This is a genomic window from Sphingopyxis sp. SCN 67-31 (genome assembly GCF_001725095.1).
The window spans coordinates 22,028-44,819 of the sequence record NZ_MEFH01000051.1; the positions used below are offsets into that span (position 1 = coordinate 22,028).

Below are 22,792 nucleotides of genomic sequence, written 5' to 3' on the forward strand. Positions count from 1 at the left end.
CGCGATCCCCCCTAGTTTGAAGGAATAACGCCATGTCCGCAGCTGTGAGGGAAGACGGCAATGACGAACCGATGATGGAAGTGAACATGACGCCGCTGATCGACGTCATGCTCGTGCTCCTCATCATGTTCATCATCACCATCCCGGTCCAGACCCACGCGGTAAAGATCGATCTGCCGGTGCCCAACGACGCGCCGACCAATGTTGATCCGGAAAAGAACAAGATCATGATCGACCCGGCCGGGACGATCACCTGGAACGGGACGCCGGTCGATCTGGCGCAACTCACCCAGTATCTCGAGCAGACCAAGACGTTGCCGGTCGAGCCCGAGTTGCAGGTGCAGCCCGACCCCTATGCTCGCTATATCGTCGTCGATCGCGTGATGGCTGTCATCAAGCGCAGCGGCGTCGGCAAGCTCGGCTTCGTCGGCAACGAGCAATATGCCCGCGCCTTCTGATCGCTGATCGGCGCGAGCCGCAAAGAGAACGGGGCCGCGAAGTCATTCGCGGCCCTTTTTCTTTGCGTCTTTTCGCCTTAAGGACGCGCCATCCGCCCGCACCGGTGCGGGGCATCCCACGGCAGTTAGGACAAGAGGTAAGCGCCCATGAAGATCGCCATGATCGGAACCGGCTATGTCGGTCTGGTTTCCGGGGCCTGTTTCTCCGATTTCGGGCACGACGTCGTCTGCGTCGACAAGGACGAAAGCAAGATCGATGCGCTGCACGCGGGCCGTATGCCGATCTACGAGCCTGGTCTCGACGCGCTCGTCGCCGCCAATGTCGCGGCGGGGCACCTATCCTTCACCACCGATCTGGCGACGGCCGTCGCCGGTGCCGACGCGGTGTTCATCGCGGTCGGCACGCCGTCGCGGCGCGGCGACGGCCACGCCGACCTGTCCTATGTCTTCGGCGCCGCCGAGGAACTGGCCGCAACACTTGACCATGACTGCGTGATCGTCACCAAGTCGACCGTTCCCGTCGGCACCGGTGATGAAGTCGAGCGCATCCTGCGCGAGGGCGCGCCGGCGCGTGCGCACAGCGTCGCTTCCAACCCCGAATTCCTGCGCGAAGGCGCGGCGATCGGCGACTTCAAGCGCCCCGACCGCATCGTGATCGGTACCGAGGATGCGCGCGGTGAGGCGGTGCTGCGCGAAGTCTATCGCCCGCTGTTCCTCAACGAGGCGCCGATTCTCGTCACGCGCCGCCGCACCGCGGAATTGATCAAATATGCCGCCAATGCCTTCCTCGCGACCAAGATCACCTTCATCAACGAGATCGCCGATCTGTGCGAGGCGGTCGGCGCCGAGGTGCAGGACGTCGCGCGCGGCATCGGGCTCGACAACCGCATCGGCGCGAAATTCCTCCACGCCGGACCCGGCTATGGCGGAAGCTGCTTCCCCAAGGATACGCTTGCGCTGCTCAAGACCGCGCAGGACCACGACGTGCCGCTGCGCCTTGTCGAGGCGACGGTGCAGGCGAACGATCTTCGCAAGCGCGCGATGGGTCGCAAGATCGTCCAGGCGATGGGCGGCAGCGCGCGCGGCAAGACCGTCGCGCTCCTCGGCCTGACCTTCAAGCCGAACACCGACGACATGCGCGATTCGCCCAGCCTCGCGATCGTCCAGACGCTACTCGACGCGGGCGCGCGGGTGACGGCCTACGATCCCGAAGGCATGGCCATCGCGGCGCCGATGATGCCCGAGGTCGAGATGCAGCAGAGCGCCTATGCCGCGGCCGACGGCGCGCATGCGGTCGCGATCGTCACCGAATGGGATGCGTTCCGCGCGCTCGATTTCGGCCGGCTCGGCGGGGTCATGGCCGATCGCCTGCTCGTCGACCTGCGCAATATCTATCGTCGCGACGAGGTGCTGCGGCACGGTTTCCGCCATATCGCTATTGGAAGCAGCGCCGAATGAGGGCATGATCGCGGACCGAAGCCGTCCGTCCACGCCGGCGGCACCGTGGCAGCAAGGGAGCATCGGAATGATCGAGCATCGGCGGATCGCGCATAGTCTGGTCTGGAGCACGGTCGCGCTCGGCGCGCTGGCGCTGACGGGGTGCGCCACGACGGACAAAGGCGGGTCGAGCAACCTCCCGACGCCCGATGCCTATGCCGAACTGCGCGACGCGCGCGGCGCGGACCGCGGGCGCGTCGACATCTTCCGCGATTCGTCCGGTCTACGGCTGGAGGTCGTGGCACGCGGCTTCGGACCCGGCACCTATGGCATGCATGTCCATGCGGTCGGACAGTGCGCGGCGCCCGATTTCAGCAGCGCCGGACCGCACTGGAACCCGACCGGCGCGCAGCACGGCCGCGACAATCCGATGGGTGCCCACCATGGCGACCTGCCCAATCTGGTCGTCGAATCGGGCATGATCGGCCGCGCGACGCTGCACATGGTCGGATCGCGGCTGACCGGCGAGGGCGGGCTGCTCGACGCCGATGGCGCGGCGTTCGTCATCCACGCCGGCCCTGACGACATGCGGACCGACCCGGCGGGCAACAGCGGCGGGCGCGTCGCCTGCGGCGTGATCGCGACACCGGCGGGCTGAGCGCGTCGGTCTGATTTCCGCGCCTCGCCGATCGGCCTCGCGCCACGCTCCCGGGGCGTGACCTTCTAAATTTTCCGAGCTTCGTGCTCACGCGAAGGTGGGAGCTTGGAGCGGCGAAAGACCTGCGCAGGCGTCAGAACGCTCTGGGTCCCCGTCTGCGCGGGGACACGGCGCTATCCTATTCGAGGATGATCATTCTCTAAACCGGTTCGCCCGCCGAGCGCGCGCGCTCGATGACGTGGGCGGCGGCGTCGGGAACGCGCCGATAGGCGATGACGAGCGCGACGAGGCCGAAAGGCACGATGACCAGCGTCGACAGCACCCCGGTCGACAGGCTGCCGGTCATCGCCGACACCTGTCCGGCCATATAGGGGCCGAGCGCGAGGCCGACGAGCGTCGTTGCGAGGAAGAAGGTCGCGGTTGCGGTGCCGCGCATCCGCGGCAGGACGAGGTCCTGCGTCGTCGCGGCTGCGGCGCCGAGCGCGCTGCTGGCGAGCAGGCCGCCCAGCGAGGCGAAGACGGTGAAGCGGATGAAATCGCCGTTGCCGGGCGTCGACGGCGTCGTGAAGGCGATCACGATCGGGACGATCGGCGCGATCAGGCCGAAGGCGACCACGAGGATGCGGCCCGCTTCGTTGCGCAACCGCAAGCGGTCCGACATGCGTCCGCCGAGGATGACCCCCAGGAAGCCGGCGAGCGCGCCCGAGCCGCCGACCCAGAAACCGACCGTACCGGCATCCTCGCCGAGCGCCTCGAGCGCATAGACCGGCGCGAAGGCGCTCGACGCATAGGAGATGAAGGCGACGGTGCCATAGCCGAGGATGGTGGCGAGGAACGCCTTCGATTCCCAGATCAGGCGAAAGGTCGGGGCGTCGCGGCTGCGCAGCGAACTGGCCCAGGAAAAGACCGCGTAATAGCCGAAGGCGATGCAGATCCATTGCAGCGTCGCGCCGGTCAGCCGGATCATCGCCAGCGCGCCGAGCGCGAGCAGCGCCGCCGCGCCGAGGTTGATCGCCAGCGCCCGCCCGCCGCGCGCCATCGCCGATAGGATGGTGAAGGGCGGGATCACCGCGTATAATTCTTCGAAAAAGCCCTTGAACGGCGTCGGCGAAGGCTGGGTCGGCACGCCGTCGACCAGCCCGCGCACCGGTTCGCGCAGCGTCGCGACCCACGCGGCGAGCAGCAGACCGGGGATGCCGACCGCCATGAACGCCGCCTGCCAGCCGACGAGCCCGAAGGGGCCGCCCTGCGGATAGGCTTCGTTCCAGCCTTCGACGATGAAGCCGCCGATCATCAGCGAAATGCCGCCGCCGAAATAGAGCCCGGCCGAATAGATGGCGAGCGCGGTCGCGCGCATATTCTTCGGGAACAGGTCGGAGATCAGCGAATAGGCCGAGGGGCTGGCGGTCGCCTCGCCGATGCCGACCCCCATGCGCGCCCCGGCAAGCTGGAACTTGTTCGCCGCGAGCCCCGATACTGCCGTCATCGCCGACCAGATGGCGAGGCCGGCGGTGAGCAGCCGGACGCGGTGCCAGGCGTCGGCGAGCCGGCCGAGCGGGATTCCGAACAGCGCATAGAAGACCGCGAAGGCGGTGCCGTAGAGAAAGCCGATATCGGCGTCATCGAGCCCGAGGTCGCGCTTCAGGTCGGGCGCGAGGATCGTGATGATCTGCCGGTCGATGAAATTGAGCACATAGACGAGAAAGAGGATGCCGAGCGCATACCAGGCATAGGAGCGTGAAGGAGGAAGCGGCGCTACGCCAGCGGTCGATTCTGTGTCGCGCGCGGTTTCGACCATCTGGCAAGCCTCTCCCTGACCCGTTATCGCTTTGTCGCCTTCGCTAGCAGAGCCATGGGGGCGCGCAAAGTTGAAAACCGGTTCAACTTTATTTTCTTTCCAGGAGCCAACACAGACCATGATCGACCGGCCCGCAATCCTTTTTCTTTGCCTCGGCAACATCTGCCGCTCTCCACTGGCGGAAGGGGCGGCGCGCGCGGCCTTTGCCGCGGCGCGGATCGAGGCGGCGCTCGATTCGGCGGGCACCGGCGACTGGCATGTCGGCCGCGCCCCCGATCCGCGCGCGCAGGCAGAGGCACGCCGCCGCGGGATCGACATCGGCGACCTGCGCGCCCGCCAGCTCGGGCGCCTGGATTTCCGGCGCTTCGACCTGATCCTCGCCGCCGATACGGCCAATCTGCGCGATGCGCGCGCACTGATGCCGATCGACGCGAGGGCGCGGCTGGCGTTGATGCTCGATCTTGTCCCGGGGCGCGCGGGGCAAAGCGTCGCCGATCCCTATTATGGCGCGGAGGATGGTTTTGCCGCGACCTGGGACGATGTCAGCGCAGTGGCCGCCGCGCTGGTCGCGACCTATGGTTCGAGCGAATAGCGCGCGACCGGATGATAGCGCGAGCCGTCATGGCCGAGTTCGCTTTCGTAGAGGACGACATGGTCGAAGGCGAAGGCGGGGCTCGCCAGATCGCCGTGTTGCGCGAGGAAGGCCGCGACCGGCCCCGCCGCACGGTTCAGGCGCGCGATGGTGATGTGCGGCACGAAGGCGCGCGGTTCGGGGGCGAGACCGACGCGCGCGAGGCGCTGGTCGACCTTGCGATGCAGCGCGGCGAGCGGCGCATGCGGCTCGACGCCGACCCATAGCGTGTGCGCTCGTCCCTGCCGTTCGAACAGTCCGACCCCGGCGATGCGTGCGGTCACGGCGGAGGCGTGCAGGCCGCCGAGCGCCGCGGCGATGTCCTCGGCGCGATGGTGGTCGACCTCGCCGATGAAGCGCAGGGTGAGATGCAACTGGTCGTCGTCCTGCCAGCGCGCCGCCGAAACGCCGTGCATCGCCGCGAGCAGCATCGCGCGAATCGGGCGCGGTGGGCGCAGGGCGACGAACAGGCGATGCGTGGACATGGCGCCAGCATAGGCCGGGCGGCGGCCGATGCCATCCCGCTCGTCGCGCGGCAGCGGGCGCGGCGGGGAATGTCCGATGGCGTCTTGTCCGGTTTCGCTTGAAACGGCGGCGCGAAATGCCGATATTGCCCCCATGGCCGGTATGCCCTGGCCAGATATGGAGTAACAACAATGGCTAATTGGAACGACCCCAATATGGCGGCGTCCGGCTTTCCTGGCACCGCGCGCGGGATGGATCAGGCCGTCGATGCCGGCCTGCGGTCGTACATGCTGTCGGTCTACAACTATATGGGATCGGGCGTCCTGCTGACCGGTATCGTCGCAATGCTAGCCTATTCGACGGGCTTCACGCTGTCGCTGGTCGGCAGCCCGCTGATGTGGGTGGTGATGCTGGCGCCGCTGGCGTTCGTGATGGTGCTGAGCTTCGGCATCAACAAGCTGTCGACCGGCGCGGCGCAGGCGCTGTTCTGGGCTTATGCCGCGATCATGGGCCTGTCGATGTCGACGATCTTTCTGGCCTTTACCCAGACGTCGATCGCGACGACCTTCTTTGCGACGGCCGCGGCCTTCCTGGGCCTCAGCCTCTACGGCTATACGACCAAGAAGGATCTGTCGGGCTTCGGCACCTTCCTGATCATGGGCGTGGTCGGCATCCTGGTGGCGATGCTGATCAACCTGTTCGTCCAGTCGAGCGCGCTGAGCCTGGCGATCAGCATCATCGGCGTCCTGCTCTTCGCGGGCCTGACCGCCTATGACACGCAGAAGATCAAGAGCATGTACTTCTATGTCCGCGGGACCGATTTCGTCGGCAAGTCGGTGGTGATGGGCGCGCTGACGCTCTACCTCGACTTCGTGAACATGTTCACCTTCCTGCTCAACCTGCTGGGCAACCGCGAATAAGCGGACGCACGAGGCAAAAGGAGAAAGCCCGGCGGAGCGATCCGCCGGGCTTTTTCTTTCGGGTCGGGCGTGGCGCTCAGGCCGGCCCCGCCGCCTGCATGTCCGCGATCAGCGCATTGTCGATCTCCTTCGCGCGCTTGTAGCCCGTGCGCTCGCGCAGAGGCGCGATATAGGCTTCGAACGCCGGGCGCGATGGGATGGTGCCGAATTGCAGGCCCCAGTCGATCTGGCTGCCGACATAGACATCGGCGGCGCTGAAGCGGTCGCCGGCGACGAAGGCCTTGCCCGCGACCGCGCCTTCCAGCGCTTCGAGCACGGATGCGAGCGAGCCGAAACCCGCCATCCGTTGCTGATCGGCCTCGGGTTCGAACCCGAACTGCTTTGCGGTGATCGCCTGTTCGAGCGGCCCGGCGGCGAAGAAGAGCCAGCGGTAATAATCGGCGCGATCGACCGGCGCGGGCGCGAGGCCCGCGTCCGGGAAGGCGTCGGCCAGATAGGCACAGATCGCCGCGCATTCGGTGACGGTCCTGCCGGCATGGACGATCGCCGGAACCTTGCCCATCGGATTGATCGCCAGATAATCGGCGCCCTTCATCGTCGTCCCATAGTCGAGCAGCCGCGTTTCATGGGGCGCGCCGACCTCTTCGAGCATCCATCGGACGATCTGCCCGCGCGACATGGGGTTGGTGTAGAAGATCAGTTCGGCGGCCATCGCGCACCTTCCTTTCATGGCATATCCGGCACCCTTGTTTTGTCATGGCAGCAGGTTAAGGCAAGGGGATGAGCGACGAACGCATCTGGACCGCCGCTGTGCTGGTGATCGGCGACGAAATCCTCTCCGGCCGCACGCAGGACAAGAATGTCGCGCAGATCGCGACCTGGCTCGACGTGCAGGGGATCCGCCTGCGCGAAGTGCGCATTGTCCCCGATGACGAGGCGGAGATCGGCGACGCGCTGAACGCGTTGCGCGCGCGCTACGACTATGTCTTCACCACCGGCGGCATCGGGCCGACGCACGACGACATCACCGTCGATGCGGTGGCGAAGGCGCTGAAGGTCGCGGTGGTGATCCATCCTGAGGCGCGCGCGATCCTCGACCGCTATTACACCACGCGCGGCGGGCTGACCGAGGCGCGGCTGCGCATGGCGCGCGTTCCGGACGGCGCCGAACTGATCCCCAACCGCATGTCGGGCGCGCCGGGCATCAGACTGGGCAACCTGTTCCTGATGGCGGGGGTTCCGCACATCACCGCGGGGATGCTCGATGCGCTGACCGGTACGCTCGAGGGCGGCGCGCCGCTGGTCGCACACACGATCGGCGCCTGGGCGCCCGAAAGTGAGATCGCCGACGTCCTGCGCGCGGCCGAGCGCGATCATGCCGGCGTCGCGATCGGCAGCTATCCCTTTTTCCGCGAGGGACGCACCGGCGCCAATTTCGTCATCCGCTCGACCGACGGCGCGGCCGTCGCCGCTTGCGTCGCGGCGCTCACCGTGGCGATCGAGGCGGCGGGCTATGCGGTGACCGACGGCGGCATCTGATCGCCCGTCTCGCCCGCCGACCGCGTAACGCGCGGCAGGCGGCGCAGCATCGCGACGGCGAGCAGGCCGAAGGCCGCCGCGACGAAGGCGCCGAACGTCGCGGCGTCGCGGTCGCCGAAGCGCGCGACCATCGGCAATCACCGGGAGCCAGAGAATGCCCAAAAATAGTCAGTTTTCTGGGTTTTTTCAACCATCAGCGCCCGCGCGCAGTCGTCAAGATGGAGCGGGTGAAGGGAATCGAACCCTCGTCGTAAGCTTGGGAAGCTTCTGCTCTACCATTGAGCTACACCCGCGTTTCAAAGGCTTAACCGTTAGCTCGCTTGCTGTTTCACAGTGCGTTTCACGGTTGCCTTCGCGATGCGTCGCCTTTGCCGCCAAAGCGGGCGCCGGTCAATCCACAGAATGCGGCTGCGGCCCGCACCCGTTCAGCGCGAGAAGAGCTCGAAGGGGGCCCAGAGCGCGGGGTGATCGGCGCGGGGTTCGCCGTCGCGGCCGGTGCGGACCGCCGCGATGGCGGCGCGCAGCGCGGCGGGGGGATCCTCGCCCGCGCGCATCCCCTTGACCATGCCGACCGACAACCGCCGCGCGATATCGTCGCGGACCGGCCAGTGACTGGCCATCACCCGCTCGGCCCCGGCGAGAAAGAAGCCCTCGACCAAGCCCGACAGCTGCGGGCGGTCGGTTCCCGCCGCCCCCGCGGTGTTGCATGCCGACAGGATGACGAGCCGGGCCGGCAGAGTCATCCCGCCGATCTCGCTGGGCTTGAGCAGGCCGTCGTCGCCGCCCGCCGGGGTCAGCAGCAGCGCGGGTTCGTCGAGCCCGTCGAGCTCGCCCGACAGCAGGCCGTGGGTGGCGAAGGCGAGCACCGCGCCCTGCGGTACCGGCATCGCCCGAAGCTGCGCCTCGGTCGCGTCGTCGCCGATCAGCAGCCGCGCGCCGTCGTCGCCCAGCGCCGCGGCCAGCGCCGCCAGTTCGCGCGGCGCGCCGGGCAGTGCGGGCAGCTCGTCGATCGCGCGCGCCGTCCCTGCCGACCGCATCGCCATCAGCGTCCCGGCGCGCCCGCTCTCGACCCCGCCGAGGCCGATCAGCACCGCACCCGCCGGCCCGGCATCGGGCCCGGCGTCGCCCGCGCGCGGCGCGCGCACCATCCGGCTGACCGTCGTCCGGTCGGCCAGATAGCCGGGCTTCCCGGCGTCGGGAACGAGCAGCCCGAACGGCAGGGCGCCGAGCGATCCGTTGGCGATCACGGCCAGCCTGCGCGTCGCGGCGAGCCATTTCGCCGTCGCGCCGGGAAAGAGGCGGGCATGAAGTTCGGCGGCGGCAGCGCGGTCGAAGGCGTCCTTCTCGCCCGCGTCGATCGAGGCACGCAACCGGCCGACGAGCGCGTCGACCGGTGCGTCGGCGGCGATCAGATATTGCTGCGCCTTGCCGCCGCCGGCCGCGGTGACGAGCCAGGGTCCGCCAAGGTCGGTGATCATGACGGTTGCGGCCGCGCGCGAACCCGCCGCTTCGAGATCCGCCAGCCGCGACGGCATGAAGAGGAGCGCCGCCCGCTGATCGAGCGTCAGCGTGGCGTCGAGCGCGGCGATCGCCTGCCGGTTACCGTCCAGCTCGCGGGTCAGGCCCGCGAGGTCGAAGGCGGCATCCGGGCGCATCAGATTGGCGTCGAGCTTCGCTTCCAGTCCCTGGCGCGCGGCGAGGAGCTGGCGGCGCTTCCCCGCGATGGCGGCCAGCGCCGGATCGGCGGCGGCGGCGCGTTCGCTGGCGGCGACGGCGAGCGCATCGTCGAGGCTGCTGCGCGCCGCCCATTGCTGCGCCTCGAACGCATCCTCGACCGCGCCGCGCCGTGCGAAAATCTCCGCCAGCCAGCCATAGGCCGGGCGCTGCCGCTCCGCCTGCGCCGAGCCGCGCGCGAGATGGGCATTGCCGGTTAGCGCATCGAACAGCGCGCGCGCGTCGGCGACCAGATCGGTGGCCGGCCGGGCATCGCCGCGATCCTCGGCGCGCAGCAGCAGCGCGCGGCCGAGCAGCAGGTCGGGATGATCGGGCGGCAGCATCCCGGTGCGCAGCGCCACCGCTTCGCGCGCGGCGCCCGCCGCCGCGGCCCAGTCGCCGTTCGCGAAGGCCGCCTTCGCCAGATTGTCGCGGGCGTTGGCGCGGTCGCGGTGCCCCTCTGGCAGGCGCGCGTCGCGGACGGCGATTAGGCCGCGCGCCAGCGCCTCAGCCTCGGCGCCATGGCCGGTGGCGATCAGCGCGATCAGCCGCGTGTCGCGCGCGGCGAGCGCGCGGTCGCTCTCCGCGCCGAGCTGCGCATCGATGATCGGCGTCGCGGCGTCGAGAAAGGCGATGGCGTCGTCATATTGGCCGGCGCGGATCAGCGCCTGCGCGAACTGCACGCGCATCGCCGCGCTGTTCTGGTTGGGGCCGCCGCCCGCTTTCTCGATCAGCTCATAGGCGCGGCGGATCATCGGCATCGCATCGTGCGGCCGGTTCAGCCGGAACAGGATCGCGCCCAGATTGGCATAGAGGTTGGCCATCATCGGGTGATCGGCCCCGATCGCGTTGCCGAGGCGTCCGATCGCCTCCTGCGCGGTCGCGATCGCTTCCTCGGTGCGTCCCGACGAATAGAGGTAGACGACGCGGTTGGCGTTCCAGATCGCGACGTCGCCCGGCACCGGATCCAGCGTCAGACCGACCGCGATCGCTTCGGCATTGCGCTCCAGCGCATCGTCGAGCCGCCCATGCTCCAGATAGGAGGCGGCGAGATTGGACAGGGTGGTGGCATGGTCGCGCGGCGCGACGCCCGCGGGATTGGCGGCATAGTCCGCGACCAGCCGTTCGTTGATCGCCAGCGACGCGGCGTGATCGCCCTTGAAATTGAGGATATAGGCCCGCAGGTTCAGCGCGTTGCGCCAGTCCGCGCGATAGGCGGGGGCGGCGGCGAGGATCGGGATGATCCGGTCCGCCTCGGCAAGCGCCTGGTCCATCTCCCCGGCCGCCGCGCGTCCCATCGCGACGTAGAGCGAGCGCGCGGCGATTTCGGGATGGTCCGGGGGATAGAGCCGGCGCGCCTCGGCGAGCGCGTCGGCCGCGGCGGCGCGATAGGCGGCGGGGTCGGCTTCCGAATCGGCGGCCTCGAAACGCGCGATCAGCGCGTCGAGCCTTGTGCGGTCGGGCGGGCGGTCGAGCGCGGCGGCGGGGGCGGCCGGCGCGGCGGCGCTCCATGCCAGGCCCACCGCCAACAGCGCCGCGCGCGCGGGCCTCTTGCCCATTCCCCTGGTCATTGCGTCCCCCCTTTTGGTCCCCGTGACGGCCTCAATCGACCACCAGATAATAGCGCGCGGCTGCGGCGCCCGCGTTGTTGAGTTCGATCCGATAGCGCTGCGTGAAGACCGGCGTGAAGCGGCAGTCGCGCGCCGACGCCGGCGCGCGTTCGCAGACCAGCTTGCCTGCGGCGTCGTAAAGCCGCAGCCGCAGGTCGTCCCGCGGCCGCGAATTGGCGGCGACCGTCGCCGCCTGCCCCGACAGGAAGAGCTGTTCGAGCTGCGTCGCCGCCCCGGGCGCCAGCGTGCCGCGAACATAGCCGGGACCGAGCGCGCGGCCGCGCAGCGGCGGGACGTCGCCCGGCACCGCCGCGCGCCACAGCGGCACCGGATCGGGCGCCCCGGGGTCGAGCGGGCGGGCGCTGCGCCGCGTGATGCGCGTCAGCGCCGCGACGAGCGCCGGCCTGTCCTGCGCCTCGAACGCCGTATCGGCGGCGGCGAGGTCGGCGGCGAGCTGGCTGGCCCGCGATTCGGCGGCCGCGGCGGTGCGCGCCGCCGGCGGCTCCGAGCCGTGCGCGGCGCATCCGCACAGCGCTGCCCCCGCAAGGCCGATGCCCCATGTCCGTCCCCATTGGCGTCCGTTCATGCCGCTCCCTCTTTCACGACGAACCTGGCGCCCCGGTCGGATGGCATCAGGCGGATGGTCAGATCGTGGCGCTCGGCGATCGCGCGCGCAAGCGCGAGGCCGAGGCCGCTTCCCGGTATATCGTGCCGGGTGCCCGCGACGCGGTGGAAGCGCCGGAAGATTTTCTCGCGCTCGGCCTCGGGGACGCCCGGGCCGTCGTCCTCGACCGTCAGCACCGGCCCGGGCGCGAGCCCGAGCCGCACGCTGCCGCCTGCGGGGACGTATTTGAAGGCGTTGTCGAGCAGGTTGGTGACGAGCTGGCCGAGCTGCGTCTCCTCGCCGTCCATCGTCACGCCGGGTTCGACGACCCAGGTGAAATCATGCCCCGATTCCTCGGCGCTGTCGGCGTAAAGCTCGCAGATGCGCGTTACCATCTCGCTGAGGTCGACGGGCTTCAGCCCGTGCCGGTCGCCCTGCCGCGCCTTGCTCGCGGCGATGTCGAGCAGTGATTCGAGCATCGCGACGAGCCGCTTGATGTCGACGCGCGCCTCGATCAGCCGTGCCGCGACCGTCTCGCCCGGCCCCGCGGCGAGCGCCTTGGTCAGCCGCCCGTCGAGATGCATCAGCGGGGTGCGGATCTCGTGCGCGATCTGGTCGGTGGTTTCGCGATAGGCCTCGATCAGCCGCTTCTGCCGCGCCAGCGCCGCGGCGCTGTGCCCGGCCAGCTCGTCGATCTCGTCGCTTTCCGCGTCGGCGGTCATCGCGATCAGCCGCTCTTCGTCGGGATCGCGGAAGGCGTCGTTGATGCGCTCGATCCGCCAGTGCAGCCGCCCCGCCGCGATCTTGCCGAGGGTGCCGACGAGCAGCACGAACAGCGCGCCGCCGGCGAGGAAGACCAGCGCGACGCGCCAGCGCAGCGGCGCGCCGCCGCGCGTCTCGCGCGCGACGATCAGTTGCAGGTCGGGGCCGAGCCGCGTCGCGCGGGCATGGGCGCGCGTGCCTTCGCCGAGGCGGATCGACCCGCTTTCCGAGATCGCCGGGTCGAGCCGCGGCCAGGTGCGGATATCGCCCGCGATCCATCGCCCCCGCGCGTCGGCGAGCATATAGTGCGGCGCGCCGCCGTCCGACGGCGTGATCGCGAGCCGGTCGCGAATCCGGCGTTCGAGTTCGGCCCGGCCGCTCGTCGCATGGATGTCGGCAAGCCCCGCGAGATCAACGTCGACCGCCTTGTGCGCCGATTCGGCGACCGTCGCGCGGATGGTCTGGTCGGTGAGCGCCCACAGCGCGGCGAGCAGCACCATCGACAGCAGGATCGCGGCGAGGACGATCCGCGAAAAGATCGAGCGGCGCGCCGCCACCCTCAGCGCCCGTCGAGCAGGCGGTAGCCCGAGCCCCAGATGGTTTCGAGCGCGGGGGCGCCGAAGCCGTCCTCCAGCTTGCGGCGCAACCGGCCGACATTGACGTCGACGACGTTGGTCTGCGGGTCGAACGACATGTTCCACACGTCGCGCAGCAGCATCTCGCGCGTCACCACCTCGCCCGCATTCTCCATGAAATAGCGGAACAGCTCGAACTCGCGCGGGCTGAGCGCGAGGTGGCGGTTCTGGCGAAAGGCGGTGCGCGCCTTCACATGGCATTCGAAGGCGCCGTAGAGGATCACCGCGCTATGTTCGCGCCCCGACGCACGGCGATAGAGCGCGCGCAGCCGCGCCATCAGCTCCTCGGCCTCGAACGGCTTGGCGAGATAATCGTCGGCGCCGGCGTCAAGCCCTTCGGCGCGGTCGCTGGTGCGGCCGAGCGCCGACAGCATCAGCACCGGGGTGCCGACGCCGCTTTCGCGCAGGCGCCGGAGGATGGTCAGCCCGTCGAGATCGCCAAGCATGCGGTCGAGGATGATGACGTCGAACTTTTCCATCCCGGCGCGCAGCAGCCCGCCGGTGCCGCTATTCTCCCAGACGAGCGTATCGCCGCGCGCCGCCGCGAGTTCCTGAATCTCGCCGGCCGCGCGCTGGTCATCCTCGACATACAGGATCTTCAGCGTTTCCATGCTGTTGGCGCCATCTTCCCCCAGGATAAGCGACCCCGGCCCTTCTGGCATAGCCAGGGGGCCGGGGCAAGCGGGGCGCTCAGCCAAGGTCCTCGACCGACACCCAGCCCTGGGTGCCATAGCTGTCCTTGACCTCGATGAAGAGGCCGTTGCGCTGGCCGGTGGGGACAAGGTCGGTCCCGGCGCGCAGCGCGCGCACCGTGGCGGCGTCGGCGGCGGGGGCCGCGCGCATCACCGTGTCGATCGCGACCTGTGTTCCCGCTGACGCCGCGGCGGCCTGCGCCGGCCGGGCCTTCGGGATCGCGGCGATTGCCGAACCCTGTGCCGAGACGGCGTTGAACGCCTTGACGAAGGCCTCGACCAACATCTTGCCGTCCTTGCTGCCGGCGTAGCCGCTCGCGTTCGCCGCGGCGGACCAGGCGTTGGCGCCGCCGAAGCTGATCGACGTCTTGCGCACTTCGCCGGTGCCCGCGACGATTGCCTGGCCGGTCGCGGGGCTGAGCAGCTTGATGCCCGCCGCGACGCGCTTCTTCTTGCCGCCGAGGCCGCCGAAGGCGCCGAACAGCGCGCCGCCCACCGGCACCTTGGAGATGATGCTGGTCGCGGCGCCCGACCGCACGAGGCCTTCGACCGCCGCCGACTTGGCCATCTCGACCGACTTGTCGACCTCTTCCGAATCGCCCGCAACGACGTTCATCAGGAAATCGGCGGGGGTGCCGCTCGCCGGGCTGTGCGGGGTGAAGCAGCCCGATTCGATCGCGAGCGAATTGATCAGCTCGCGCGGGGATCCGAGGCCGTAGTCGGACCAGCCCTGCGTGTCGCCTTCGACCACGGCGATGGAGCCATAGCTTTGCGCGCATTTGTTGAGCGCGACCGCTTCCTGCTCGGCGGCCATCGCCGATGGGGCGGTGCCGGCGAGCAGCGCGGCGGCGGTGATCAGCGTAACCTTCGTCTTCATGGAAATTCCCTCCCTTGGCTTGTGGGTCGCGCCGATCATGCCGGGCACGGCCGGCGCGGCCCACACACCAAGGCTGTCAGAGAGATGACAATCGCCGTTAGGGACCGGCGATCTCAGGGCACCGGGGGCGCGGGGGGTTGCGCGGCGAAGGTCGCGACGCCGCTGACCGCCAGGCTTCCGTCCTTGATCGCATAGCCGAGGCCGACATGCGATGCCCCCGGTCCGAACAGGGCGCCGCGCACATCGCTCGAACAGCTGACCGTGCAGCTCGCGGCGGTCGTTCCGCTGATCATCGGGGCGCCTTCGAACGCGGTCCGGTCGAGTCCCAACAGGTTCTGGCCGCCGTTGGCCGGGTTGGCCGCGCCGCCAGCGGTTCGGACTTCCCATCCATATTGATCGATGGCGACGGCGAAATCGAAACCGACCTTTTTCGTCGCGAAATCGACCGCAAGGTTGCCGGTGAAGGTGCCGGGTTCCAGATTACCCGCGCGGTCGACCGGCCGCGTCTGGCCGATCAGTTGATATTCGACCCCGCCGCTGGTCGGCAGCGCCGATGCCAGCGTGCCCGTCAGGATTGGATTGCCCGAATTGGGCAGCTTGGGGTTGCCGGCCCCGATATTATTGACGTCGAGCCAGCGTGCCCAGCCGATCACGCCGTTGACGCTGCCGCTTTCCTCTGCCGGCCCGCGATGCTCCGGCAGGACGCCGACCGGCGATCCGTTGCTGCGCGTCCATTGGGTGACCATCCCGTTCGCGTCATAGGTGACCTTTGAATTATAGGCGGAGTCGTTGGTCCGGGCGTAGGTCACGTTGAGCACATATTGGTTGGTATATTCGCCGGTCGAGAAGGTCGGGGCGGGCTGTGCCTCGAAGGCCGCGACGCCGATCACCTCGTTGGTCGAAGTTCCCAGCTGGACGACATATTCGAGGCCCATTTCCTTGCCCGCGGGGCCCGCGAGGAAGCCGCTCCAGATCGCCCGGCAGCTGGTGGTGCAGGTGCCGCCCGTGCTCGTCACATTGCCGTTCGCGCCAATGGCATAGAAGGCCCCGTTGGAGAGCGAAAGCTCGCTCGCCGACAGATTGGCGAGCCCCCCGGCGGTCCGGGCCGTGAAGCGATCGCTGTTATAGTCGAACACCAGGTCGATCCCGACCTTGGCCTGCGTGCCGAACTGCACCGCCGCGGCGCCGCTGACCAGCGTGCCCGGCGCAGCCGCGCCATAGCCCTGCGTCGGCCGTGTGCCGCCGACGAGCTGATAGTCGACGCGCCCCGAAGCGGGCAGGTTGGTGGCCGGGGCTCCGACGATGAAGTGATAGCCCTGGTTGTCGGACAGCGTGACGGGCCCGCGACCGCCGGTGCCGGCGTTGCGCCGCATGTCGAGCAGGCCGCCGGTCCAGCGCGTCCATTGCAGGACGCCGCTGTCGCTCGCCCCGCTGTCGGCGTGCGTCGCGGTGCCGATCCGGTCGTACCCGCCATAGGTGCCGATCGTGCGCACGCCGACGATCGCGCCGCTCGCGTCGATCTCGTACCCCTGGTTCGCATTGGGGCTGGAGGTGACCGACAGGTTGATCGGGTGGATGGTATAGGCGTCGTAGGTCGAGCTGAGCCGTGCCTCCGAACTCAGAAGGTTGGCGGTCACGAAGGTCGGCTCGGGCGGCGGACCGCCCGAAAGCGTGCCGTTGCCGAAGATCGCCGCGCCGATCGCCGCCTTGGCGCTGCCCAGATCATTATGGGCGGCATAGGTCAGGCCGAGCTGGTTCGCGTTGCCGGCAAAGACGCCGCTGGCGTCGAACTGGCAATTGGTCGTCTGGCAATCGGCCCCGGCGACGCCGGGGACGAGGATGCGGAAATTGCCGCCGCTCGCCAGGGTCAGCGCGGTCTGGGACTGGGTCGGGTCGGTCACGCCGCCGGCGGTCGCATAGCGGAACGTCCGGTCGGGCTGACCGACGAGGCCGGGCATCGTCACCGTGGCGTCGAAGGCGACCTTGGGCGCGGCGCCGAGGACGATCGCCATGTCGCCGGCGAAGCCGCCCGCCGGCAGCGAGCCGTCGACCATCGTCGGCCGCGTCGCGGCGAGCAGGTCATAGGCGATGACGCCCTGCGCAGGCAGCGCGAAGCCCGCATCGACCGGCCGCGCGAGCAGATAGTGGAAGCCTTGGGCTGCGCTGAGCGTGAAGGGATTCGCGCCCGTGCTGACGCCGTCGCTCCAGCGGCCGATCACGATGTCGGCGTTGCCCGATATGTCGGTGACCGTCGTCGTCCCCCTGGTGCGTGTGACGCCGCCCGCCCGCGTGTAGCTGGTCAGGCCGCCGTCGCCGTCCAGCGCATAGGCGGTGGTCGTGAAGCCGGCTTCGCTGCCGGGCACCGTCTGCCCGTTGCCGACGTTCAGCGTGGTGACGAAATTGACCGCCGCCGTCGCCGGATTGAAGCCGCCCGCATAGGCAAGCCGCGGCGGCTGGGGAACGCTGTTATACTGCGGGTCGGGGGGCGTGTTGATCGGCAGGCCGGCGAACTGGTCGGGGTCGGCGCCGGTGCCCAGCCAGGCGAGATAGTCGGTCAGGAAGACGAGCGTCGTGTCGGAAAGCTGCGCCTGAAGCACCCCCGCGTCGCCGAGCAGCGCCAGATAGGTTTCGACCTGTTCGGGGGTCAGCGCCGTATAGTCGGACGGCCGCCCGCCGCCGAGGATGAAGGCGTACCAGGCCTGCACGGCGGCGAGATAGTCCGAATAGACGGGCAGGGCGGCATATTTCAGCGGATCGCCGCCGGCGCGCACGAAGGCGTAATATTGCGCGAAGAAGGCGTTGAGGCTCGCGTGCGACGCGAAGCCGCCAGCCGCGTCGAGCGCCGCGAGATAGGCGTTGATCTGCGCCTGCGTCAGCGCCGCATAGCCCGTCGGCAGGCCGCCGCCGGCGAGATAGGCGTAATAGGCGTTCAGCGCCGCGACATAGTCGGCATAGACGGGCAGCCCGGCGAAGCCGTTGGGCGCGCCGCCGCCGGCCAGATAGGCGAAATAGGCGTCGAGCAGCCCGGCATTGGCGCCGAGCAGGTCGCCCGTCTGCCCCGCTGCGGCGATCGCCGAGAGATAGGCGCGCAGCGTCGCGAGGCTCTGCGCGTCATAATCGGCGGGCAGTCCGCCGCCCGCGAGGAAGGCCGCATAGGCGTTGAGCGCGGCGGCGAAGGCGGGATAGTCGGGCGGCACCGGCAGCCCGGCGAACAGGTCGGGATCGCCGCCGCCGGCGACGAAGGCGAAATAGCCGGCATAGAAATCGGCGAGGCTGTCGAGGAAGGCCCCGCTCGCGCCCGCGCTGTCGAGCGCGGCCAGATAGGCGCGGATTTGCGCCTGCGTCAGCGCGGTATAGCCCGACGGCACGCCGCCGCGCGCCAGATAGTCGTAATAGGCCGCGAGCGCCTGCGCATAGCCCGTGAAGACGTTTGCGTTGAGCCCCGCGAAGGCATCGGCCTGGCCGCCTCCCTGAAGGAACGCCAGATAGGCGGCGAAGAAATCGGCCCGCTCGCCGAGGAAGCGGTCGAGCGCGCCCGCCGCCTGGAGCTGCGCGAGCCAGGCCTGAAGCTGCGCGAGATCGGCGCCGCTGTAGGCCGAGGGCAGGTTGCCCGCGGCAAGAAAGGCGAAATAGGCGTCGAGCTGGCTGGCATAGCCCGCGAAGACATTGGCGGGCAGGCCGGCAAAGGCGTCGGGCGCGCCGCCGCCCTGGAGGAAGGCGAGATAGGCGGCATAGAATTGCGCCTTGTCGCCCGCCAGCGTCGTCAGCAGCCCGGCGCTCGACAGCGTCTCGAGATAGGCGCGCAGCGTCGCCGCGTCGAGCGCGGCATAGCCGCTCGGCAGGCGGCCGCTTGCCAGCCATGCGAAATAGGCGTCGAGCGCGTTGCGATACTGGCCTGCGAAGGCGAGGCCGCCCTTGTCGAGATAGGCGGCGAGCAGCGCGCGGTCGGCCGCGCTCAGCGCCTCGGCCAGCCCGCTGTCGGACAGGAAGCGGATATAGGCATCGAGCGTCGCGGCGCTCGCCTGCGTGAAATCGGCCGGCGCGCCGCCGCCGCGGATGAAGGCGAAATAGGCCTGCGTCAGTTCGGTGAAGCCTTGCCCGAAGCGGTCGGGATCGCCGCCGCCGCGCAGGAAGGCGAGATAGGCGTCGACCAGTGTCCGGTCGCGCGCGCCGAGTTCGGCGAGCCGCCCGCTGCGCGCCGCATAGGCGAGGAAGGCGTTGATGTCGGCAAGGCTCGCGCGTTCGAAGCGCGACGGCGCCGCGCCAGAGCGGATCAGGTCGAGATACTGGCCGAGGAAGCCGGCATAGGCGGTGAGGAAGTCGGCACCGCCGCGCCCCGAGGCGAGCCAGCCCAGATAGGTGCGGATGATGTCGGCCTGCGCGGCGGGGAAGGGCGTGCCGCCATAGGCGCGCTCCAGCCCGCCCGCGGCGGCGACCAGCCGCGCGAGGTCGCCGCTCGGAAAGCGTTCGATCGCGGGGTTGGCGACCGCGGCGTCGACGCGTCGTGCCGCCGCCAATATGTCGCTCGACGCGCCCGCGGCGGCGAGCGCGTCGCCCAGCGTTACCGGCACGCCGTTCTGCGCCGCCGCCGCCGGGCCGCCCGCGGCCATGTCGGCGACCTGCGCCGCATCGTCGCTCGCGTCGGGGGTGGTCTGCGCCCCGTTCGACACGACCAACTCGGGCTTCCTGCCCGGCGCGACCGCGAACATCTCGCCGGTGCCGAAGCGGCGCAGCGCGTCGGCGCGGCCGATGAAGGCCTGTCCGGTCAGCACATGGCCGCGCGCGCCGCCGTCGGCGGCGACGCTGAAGCTCGCCGCCGATCCGCGCCCGGTCACGCGGCCTTCGACCCCGTCGGGCATCCGCACGATCGTCGTGGCGTCGCCCCCGGCGACCGTCACGCTGCCGACATAGAGGTCGACCGTTCCGTCGGCATTGATGCGATAGTCGGCGGTGTCGAGCACCGACACGACGGCGCCGTCGTCCAGCCGGACCTGCTTCAGCCCCGCGATCTGGTTGACCCGCTCGCCGATCTGCGGCTGCGTATCGCCTTTCGACGAGAAGAGGATGTGCGCGGCGAACGCGGGGGTGGCGAGCGACAGGCTGGAGGCGGTGACCATCAGCGCGGCGCCGAGGCGAAGCTTCGGATTAGGGGTCATGGCGATATTCTCCCGCGGATCAGAATTCGAGGCGGAGGCCGGCCGACACGGTCCAGCGCTCGTAATCGTAAAGGGCGATGTTGCTCCAGTTGCGCGACCAGGTGGCGCGCGGCTGGAAGAAGAGGGCGTCGGTCAGCGCGACCTTGACCCCGGCGGTCAAATCGACCCGCTCGTCCTTGCGGCGGGTCAGGAACAGCGCGTCGGGCTGGTCGTAGCGGCGCAGGTCGAAGGCGGCGCCGGCGACCAGCGCCACCTTGGCCGCGACGGGAAATTCACCGCCGATGTTCGCGCCGGCGAACCAGTTCGATTCGGCGTCGCCCACCTGCCGGCGCGTCTCTTCCTTGCCGCCCGACACGCCCGCGGCGAGCGTGCGCGTCACATAGCCGACGCCGACGGCATAGCGGTCGGCGTCGCGCAGCGGCGCGCCGTCGTAATCGAACCGGTTCCACTGCGCCGACAGGGTCAGCGCGCGGCCGCCGGCCAGCGGCTTCGTATATTGGCCGATGACGCCGTAAGAGGTGCGGTAGCCGTCGTGGCCCAGCCAGAATTTCTGCACCTGCCCCGACAGCGAGACGACGTCGCGGTTGGCGAAGCTGTGGGCATAGCCCGCGGTGCCGGTCAGCGCCGCCTGGTCGAAGGCGCGGCTGTCGACATTGTCGCGCCAGTTGCCGAGCGCGCTGGCGAACAACCGGTCCTGCCGTCCGATCGCGGTGACGCCCGACACGCCGCCCTGTATCTCGTAATATTCGTCGCCGCGCGCCACCGCACCGGGCCCGAGCGTGCCGGGGCCGAGGAAGCTGAACAGCGGGATGACGATGGTGGTCAGGTCGGTCGCGGCGTTGATATTGTCGTCATAGCCGGCGCGGACGTCGAGGAACCCCGACACGTCGGACCCGCCGCCCCCGATCTGCCGGTCGAACTGGCGGACGAAGCCGGTGAAGCGCTGGCGCACCGGATCGGGCAGGCTGGGATCGTCGACCACGGTCGCGAATTCCTGCCGCGCGGTGTCGATGTCGCCCGCCATCGCATAGGCGCGCGCCAGTTCGGCGCGCGCCGGCGCATTGCCGGGCTGCACCGCAAGGACGCGCTGCAGCGCGATCACCGCCTCGCCATAATGGCCCGCGTCGAGCGCGGCGATGCCGAGCCGATAGTCGAAATCGGGATCGCCGGCGCGCCGGTCGGCTTCGGCGGCAAGCTCGGCATAGGCGCCGGCGGCCGGGCCGGCAGTTGTCGGCGCTTGGGCCGCGAGCGTCGGCTGCGCGGCCAGCGGCGCGAGCAGCGCCAGCCCGATCGGCACGGCAAGGGTCAGGAATCTGTTCGGCATAGGGTGAATCCGTCCGGTCGTTGAGTCGGGAACGATCTAGGATTCGGGCGGGGTTCCTGTCCGGTGACGATGTTCGTCGCAATGATGACAAAGGCTGACAGGAGATGGGAAAACGGGGCTTGCGGGTCGCGGTCCGAAGGCGCAGGGCGGTTTCCTCTTCCTCCCGATGGCTGCCATGTCCGACCTGTCCTGCCGCCTTGCGACCTTCGACGATCTTGCCGCGATGCGCGGGGTGATGACCCGCGCGATCGACGAGTTGCAGCAGGGTTTTCTCGATCCCGCGCAGGTCGCCGCGAGCCATGCGATCATGGGGCTCGATCGACAGCTCGTCGAGGACGGCACCTATTTCCTGGTCGAGATCGACGGATGCGTCGCCGGGTGCGGGGGCTGGAGCCGGCGCGCCACCCTCTATGGCAACGACGCAAGCGCGGGGCTGCGCGAACCGCGCCTGCTCGACCCGGCGCACGAGGCGGCGCGGGTACGCGCCATGTATACCCACCCCGATTTTACGCGGCGCGGGGTCGGACGCCATATCCTGGCGGCGGCGGAGACGGCGGCGGCCGCGGCGGGTTTCCGCGCGGCGGAGCTGATGGCGACGATGGCGGGCGAGCCGCTCTATCGTGCCTGCGGCTATCGGCCGAAGGAGGCGGTGCTCGACCGCGTCGGAAGCGTCGACATCCCGCTGCTGCGCATGGTCAAGCCGCTTACCCCTGCGGCGCCCTGACGCCTTTCGCTGCGGCCTCCGATGCGCGTCGGAGCGCGTGAATCAAAACCGGTATCTTATGATCTGTCCTGTCCAGGTTGAGGCGGCCTGATAAGCCCCTCCCCTTCAGGGGATGGGTTCGATTTCAAGCCAGACAGGACAGAGTCTGGCGGCGTCATCATGTCTGGATGAACCACGCCGTGTCCCCGCGAAGGTGGGGACCCAGAGCGATGTGATGCCGGCCCCGGCTCTTCGAAGCTCTGGGCTCCCGCCTGCGCGGGAGCACGCGGCTCTGCAAGCCAGGACGATCCGTCCTAGCGCGCCGATTCGCAGATCGTCTCCATCGCGACGAAGGTCGATGTGCTCGCGACGTGCGGCAGGCTCGAAATCTTCTCGCCCAGCACGATGCGATAGCGGCGGATGTCGGGCGTGCGGACCTTGAGCAGATAGTCGAAGCCGCTCGCGATCATGTGGCATTCCTCGACCTCGGGAATCCGGCGTACCGCCGCGTTGAATTCGCGCAACGCCTCCTCGCGCGTGTCGGAAAGCTTGACCTCCGCGAAGGCGACATGGTCGAGGCCGACCTTGGCGGGATCGACGATCGCCCGGAAACCGATGATCAGCCCGCTGTCGACCAGGCGCTTGACCCGCTGCTGACAGGGCGTCTTCGACAGGCCGACGCGCTGCGCGAGCTCGGTATAGGTGATGCGTCCGTCGCGCCCCAGGATCGCGATGATCTTGCGGTCGAACTCATCCAATTCCACTATGATGCCGTCTTTCTTCATCCATTTTGCCTAACTTCTGTTCATA

At 69.3% G+C, this 22,792-nt stretch carries 19 protein-coding genes and 1 tRNA gene; 7 read left to right on the forward strand and 13 right to left on the reverse strand.

Annotation, left to right across the window (positions count from 1 at the left end; genetic code table 11):
- Positions 1-32 precede the first annotated feature (32 nt).
- The 3 genes from ABS88_RS06825 (at position 33) to ABS88_RS06835 (ending at position 2,553) form a co-directional block, all read left to right on the forward strand.
- A complete protein-coding gene (locus ABS88_RS06825) occupies positions 33-458 on the forward strand; it encodes an ExbD/TolR family protein (RefSeq protein ID WP_067105956.1) in 426 nt (141 codons plus the stop codon).
- 147 nt (positions 459-605) lie between these two features.
- Positions 606-1,916, forward strand: a complete 1,311-nt coding sequence (locus ABS88_RS06830; protein WP_067186396.1) for a UDP-glucose dehydrogenase family protein — start codon at positions 606-608, stop codon at positions 1,914-1,916.
- A 67-nt stretch (positions 1,917-1,983) separates the two neighbouring features.
- Positions 1,984-2,553, forward strand: a complete 570-nt coding sequence (locus tag ABS88_RS06835; RefSeq protein WP_076077326.1) for a superoxide dismutase family protein — start codon at positions 1,984-1,986, stop codon at positions 2,551-2,553.
- Positions 2,554-2,752: 199 nt separating this feature from the next.
- On the opposite strand, the gene ABS88_RS06840 is transcribed toward ABS88_RS06835, so the two are convergent.
- A complete protein-coding gene (locus ABS88_RS06840) occupies positions 2,753-4,351 on the reverse strand; it encodes a spinster family MFS transporter (protein WP_067186394.1) in 1,599 nt (532 codons plus the stop codon).
- Positions 4,352-4,469: 118 nt separating this feature from the next.
- Between ABS88_RS06840 and ABS88_RS06845 the strand changes: the two genes are divergently transcribed.
- Positions 4,470-4,943, forward strand: a complete 474-nt coding sequence (locus tag ABS88_RS06845; protein WP_067186392.1) for a low molecular weight protein-tyrosine-phosphatase — start codon at positions 4,470-4,472, stop codon at positions 4,941-4,943.
- Here the strand turns inward: ABS88_RS06845 and thpR are convergent.
- The gene (gene thpR / locus ABS88_RS06850) at positions 4,925-5,467 is read right to left on the reverse strand and encodes an RNA 2',3'-cyclic phosphodiesterase (protein WP_067187202.1); all 543 of its coding nucleotides are present in this window, start codon (positions 5,465-5,467) and stop codon (positions 4,925-4,927) included. The two genes, ABS88_RS06845 and thpR, sit on opposite strands and share 19 nt — an antisense overlap.
- Before the next feature lie 171 nt (positions 5,468-5,638).
- Here thpR and ABS88_RS06855 point away from each other — a divergent pair, with 171 nt between their 5' ends.
- Entirely contained in the window at positions 5,639-6,367 is a 729-nt protein-coding gene (locus tag ABS88_RS06855; protein ID WP_067105949.1) for a Bax inhibitor-1/YccA family protein, read from the forward strand.
- Positions 6,368-6,443: 76 nt separating this feature from the next.
- On the opposite strand, the gene ABS88_RS06860 is transcribed toward ABS88_RS06855, so the two are convergent.
- Positions 6,444-7,079 carry a glutathione S-transferase family protein gene (locus tag ABS88_RS06860; RefSeq protein WP_067186390.1) on the reverse strand — a complete coding sequence of 212 codons (636 nt, stop codon included), beginning with the start codon at positions 7,077-7,079 and terminating at the stop codon, positions 6,444-6,446.
- Positions 7,080-7,147: 68 nt separating this feature from the next.
- On the opposite strand from ABS88_RS06860, the gene ABS88_RS06865 reads away from it, so the two are divergent.
- Positions 7,148-7,906, forward strand: a complete 759-nt coding sequence (locus tag ABS88_RS06865) for a competence/damage-inducible protein A (protein WP_067186389.1) — start codon at positions 7,148-7,150, stop codon at positions 7,904-7,906.
- Here ABS88_RS06865 and ABS88_RS06870 read toward each other — a convergent pair.
- The 9 genes from ABS88_RS06870 to ABS88_RS06910 all read right to left on the reverse strand — a co-directional run bounded on the left by ABS88_RS06870 (position 7,879) and on the right by ABS88_RS06910 (position 21,279).
- Positions 7,879-8,037 carry a hypothetical protein gene (locus ABS88_RS06870; RefSeq protein WP_158682342.1) on the reverse strand — a complete coding sequence of 53 codons (159 nt, stop codon included), beginning with the start codon at positions 8,035-8,037 and terminating at the stop codon, positions 7,879-7,881. The genes ABS88_RS06865 and ABS88_RS06870 overlap by 28 nt on opposite strands.
- Positions 8,038-8,125: 88 nt before the next feature.
- Positions 8,126-8,199, reverse strand: a tRNA-Gly gene (locus tag ABS88_RS06875).
- A 132-nt stretch (positions 8,200-8,331) separates the two neighbouring features.
- Positions 8,332-11,190, reverse strand: coding sequence for a CHAT domain-containing tetratricopeptide repeat protein (locus ABS88_RS06880; RefSeq protein WP_148650934.1), 2,859 nt, complete (start codon positions 11,188-11,190; stop codon positions 8,332-8,334).
- Between the two features lie 31 nt (positions 11,191-11,221).
- Positions 11,222-11,815, reverse strand: a complete 594-nt coding sequence (locus ABS88_RS06885) for a hypothetical protein (protein WP_286749475.1) — start codon at positions 11,813-11,815, stop codon at positions 11,222-11,224.
- Positions 11,812-13,152: a sensor histidine kinase gene (locus ABS88_RS06890; protein WP_311880232.1), complete on the reverse strand. Its 1,341-nt coding sequence runs from the start codon at positions 13,150-13,152 to the stop codon at positions 11,812-11,814. Before ABS88_RS06890 ends, ABS88_RS06885 begins: the two co-directional genes overlap by 4 nt.
- A 2-nt stretch (positions 13,153-13,154) precedes the next feature.
- The gene (locus ABS88_RS06895) at positions 13,155-13,841 is read right to left on the reverse strand and encodes a response regulator transcription factor (protein WP_067112595.1); all 687 of its coding nucleotides are present in this window, start codon (positions 13,839-13,841) and stop codon (positions 13,155-13,157) included.
- 79 nt (positions 13,842-13,920) lie between these two features.
- Positions 13,921-14,799, reverse strand: a complete 879-nt coding sequence (locus ABS88_RS06900; protein ID WP_067186376.1) for a hypothetical protein — start codon at positions 14,797-14,799, stop codon at positions 13,921-13,923.
- Between the two features lie 113 nt (positions 14,800-14,912).
- Positions 14,913-19,955, reverse strand: a complete 5,043-nt coding sequence (locus ABS88_RS06905) for a hypothetical protein (RefSeq protein WP_286749476.1) — start codon at positions 19,953-19,955, stop codon at positions 14,913-14,915.
- 19 nt (positions 19,956-19,974) lie between these two features.
- The gene (locus tag ABS88_RS06910; protein WP_286749478.1) at positions 19,975-21,279 is read right to left on the reverse strand and encodes a tetratricopeptide repeat protein; all 1,305 of its coding nucleotides are present in this window, start codon (positions 21,277-21,279) and stop codon (positions 19,975-19,977) included.
- A gap of 175 nt (positions 21,280-21,454) precedes the next feature.
- On the opposite strand from ABS88_RS06910, the gene ABS88_RS06915 reads away from it, so the two are divergent.
- The gene (locus tag ABS88_RS06915; RefSeq protein WP_067112583.1) at positions 21,455-22,003 is read left to right on the forward strand and encodes a GNAT family N-acetyltransferase; all 549 of its coding nucleotides are present in this window, start codon (positions 21,455-21,457) and stop codon (positions 22,001-22,003) included.
- 293 nt (positions 22,004-22,296) lie between these two features.
- On the opposite strand, the gene ABS88_RS06920 is transcribed toward ABS88_RS06915, so the two are convergent.
- On the reverse strand, positions 22,297-22,767 hold the full coding sequence (locus ABS88_RS06920) for an Lrp/AsnC family transcriptional regulator (RefSeq protein WP_067112580.1): 471 nt from the start codon (positions 22,765-22,767) through the stop codon (positions 22,297-22,299).
- Positions 22,768-22,792: the final 25 nt, after the last annotated feature.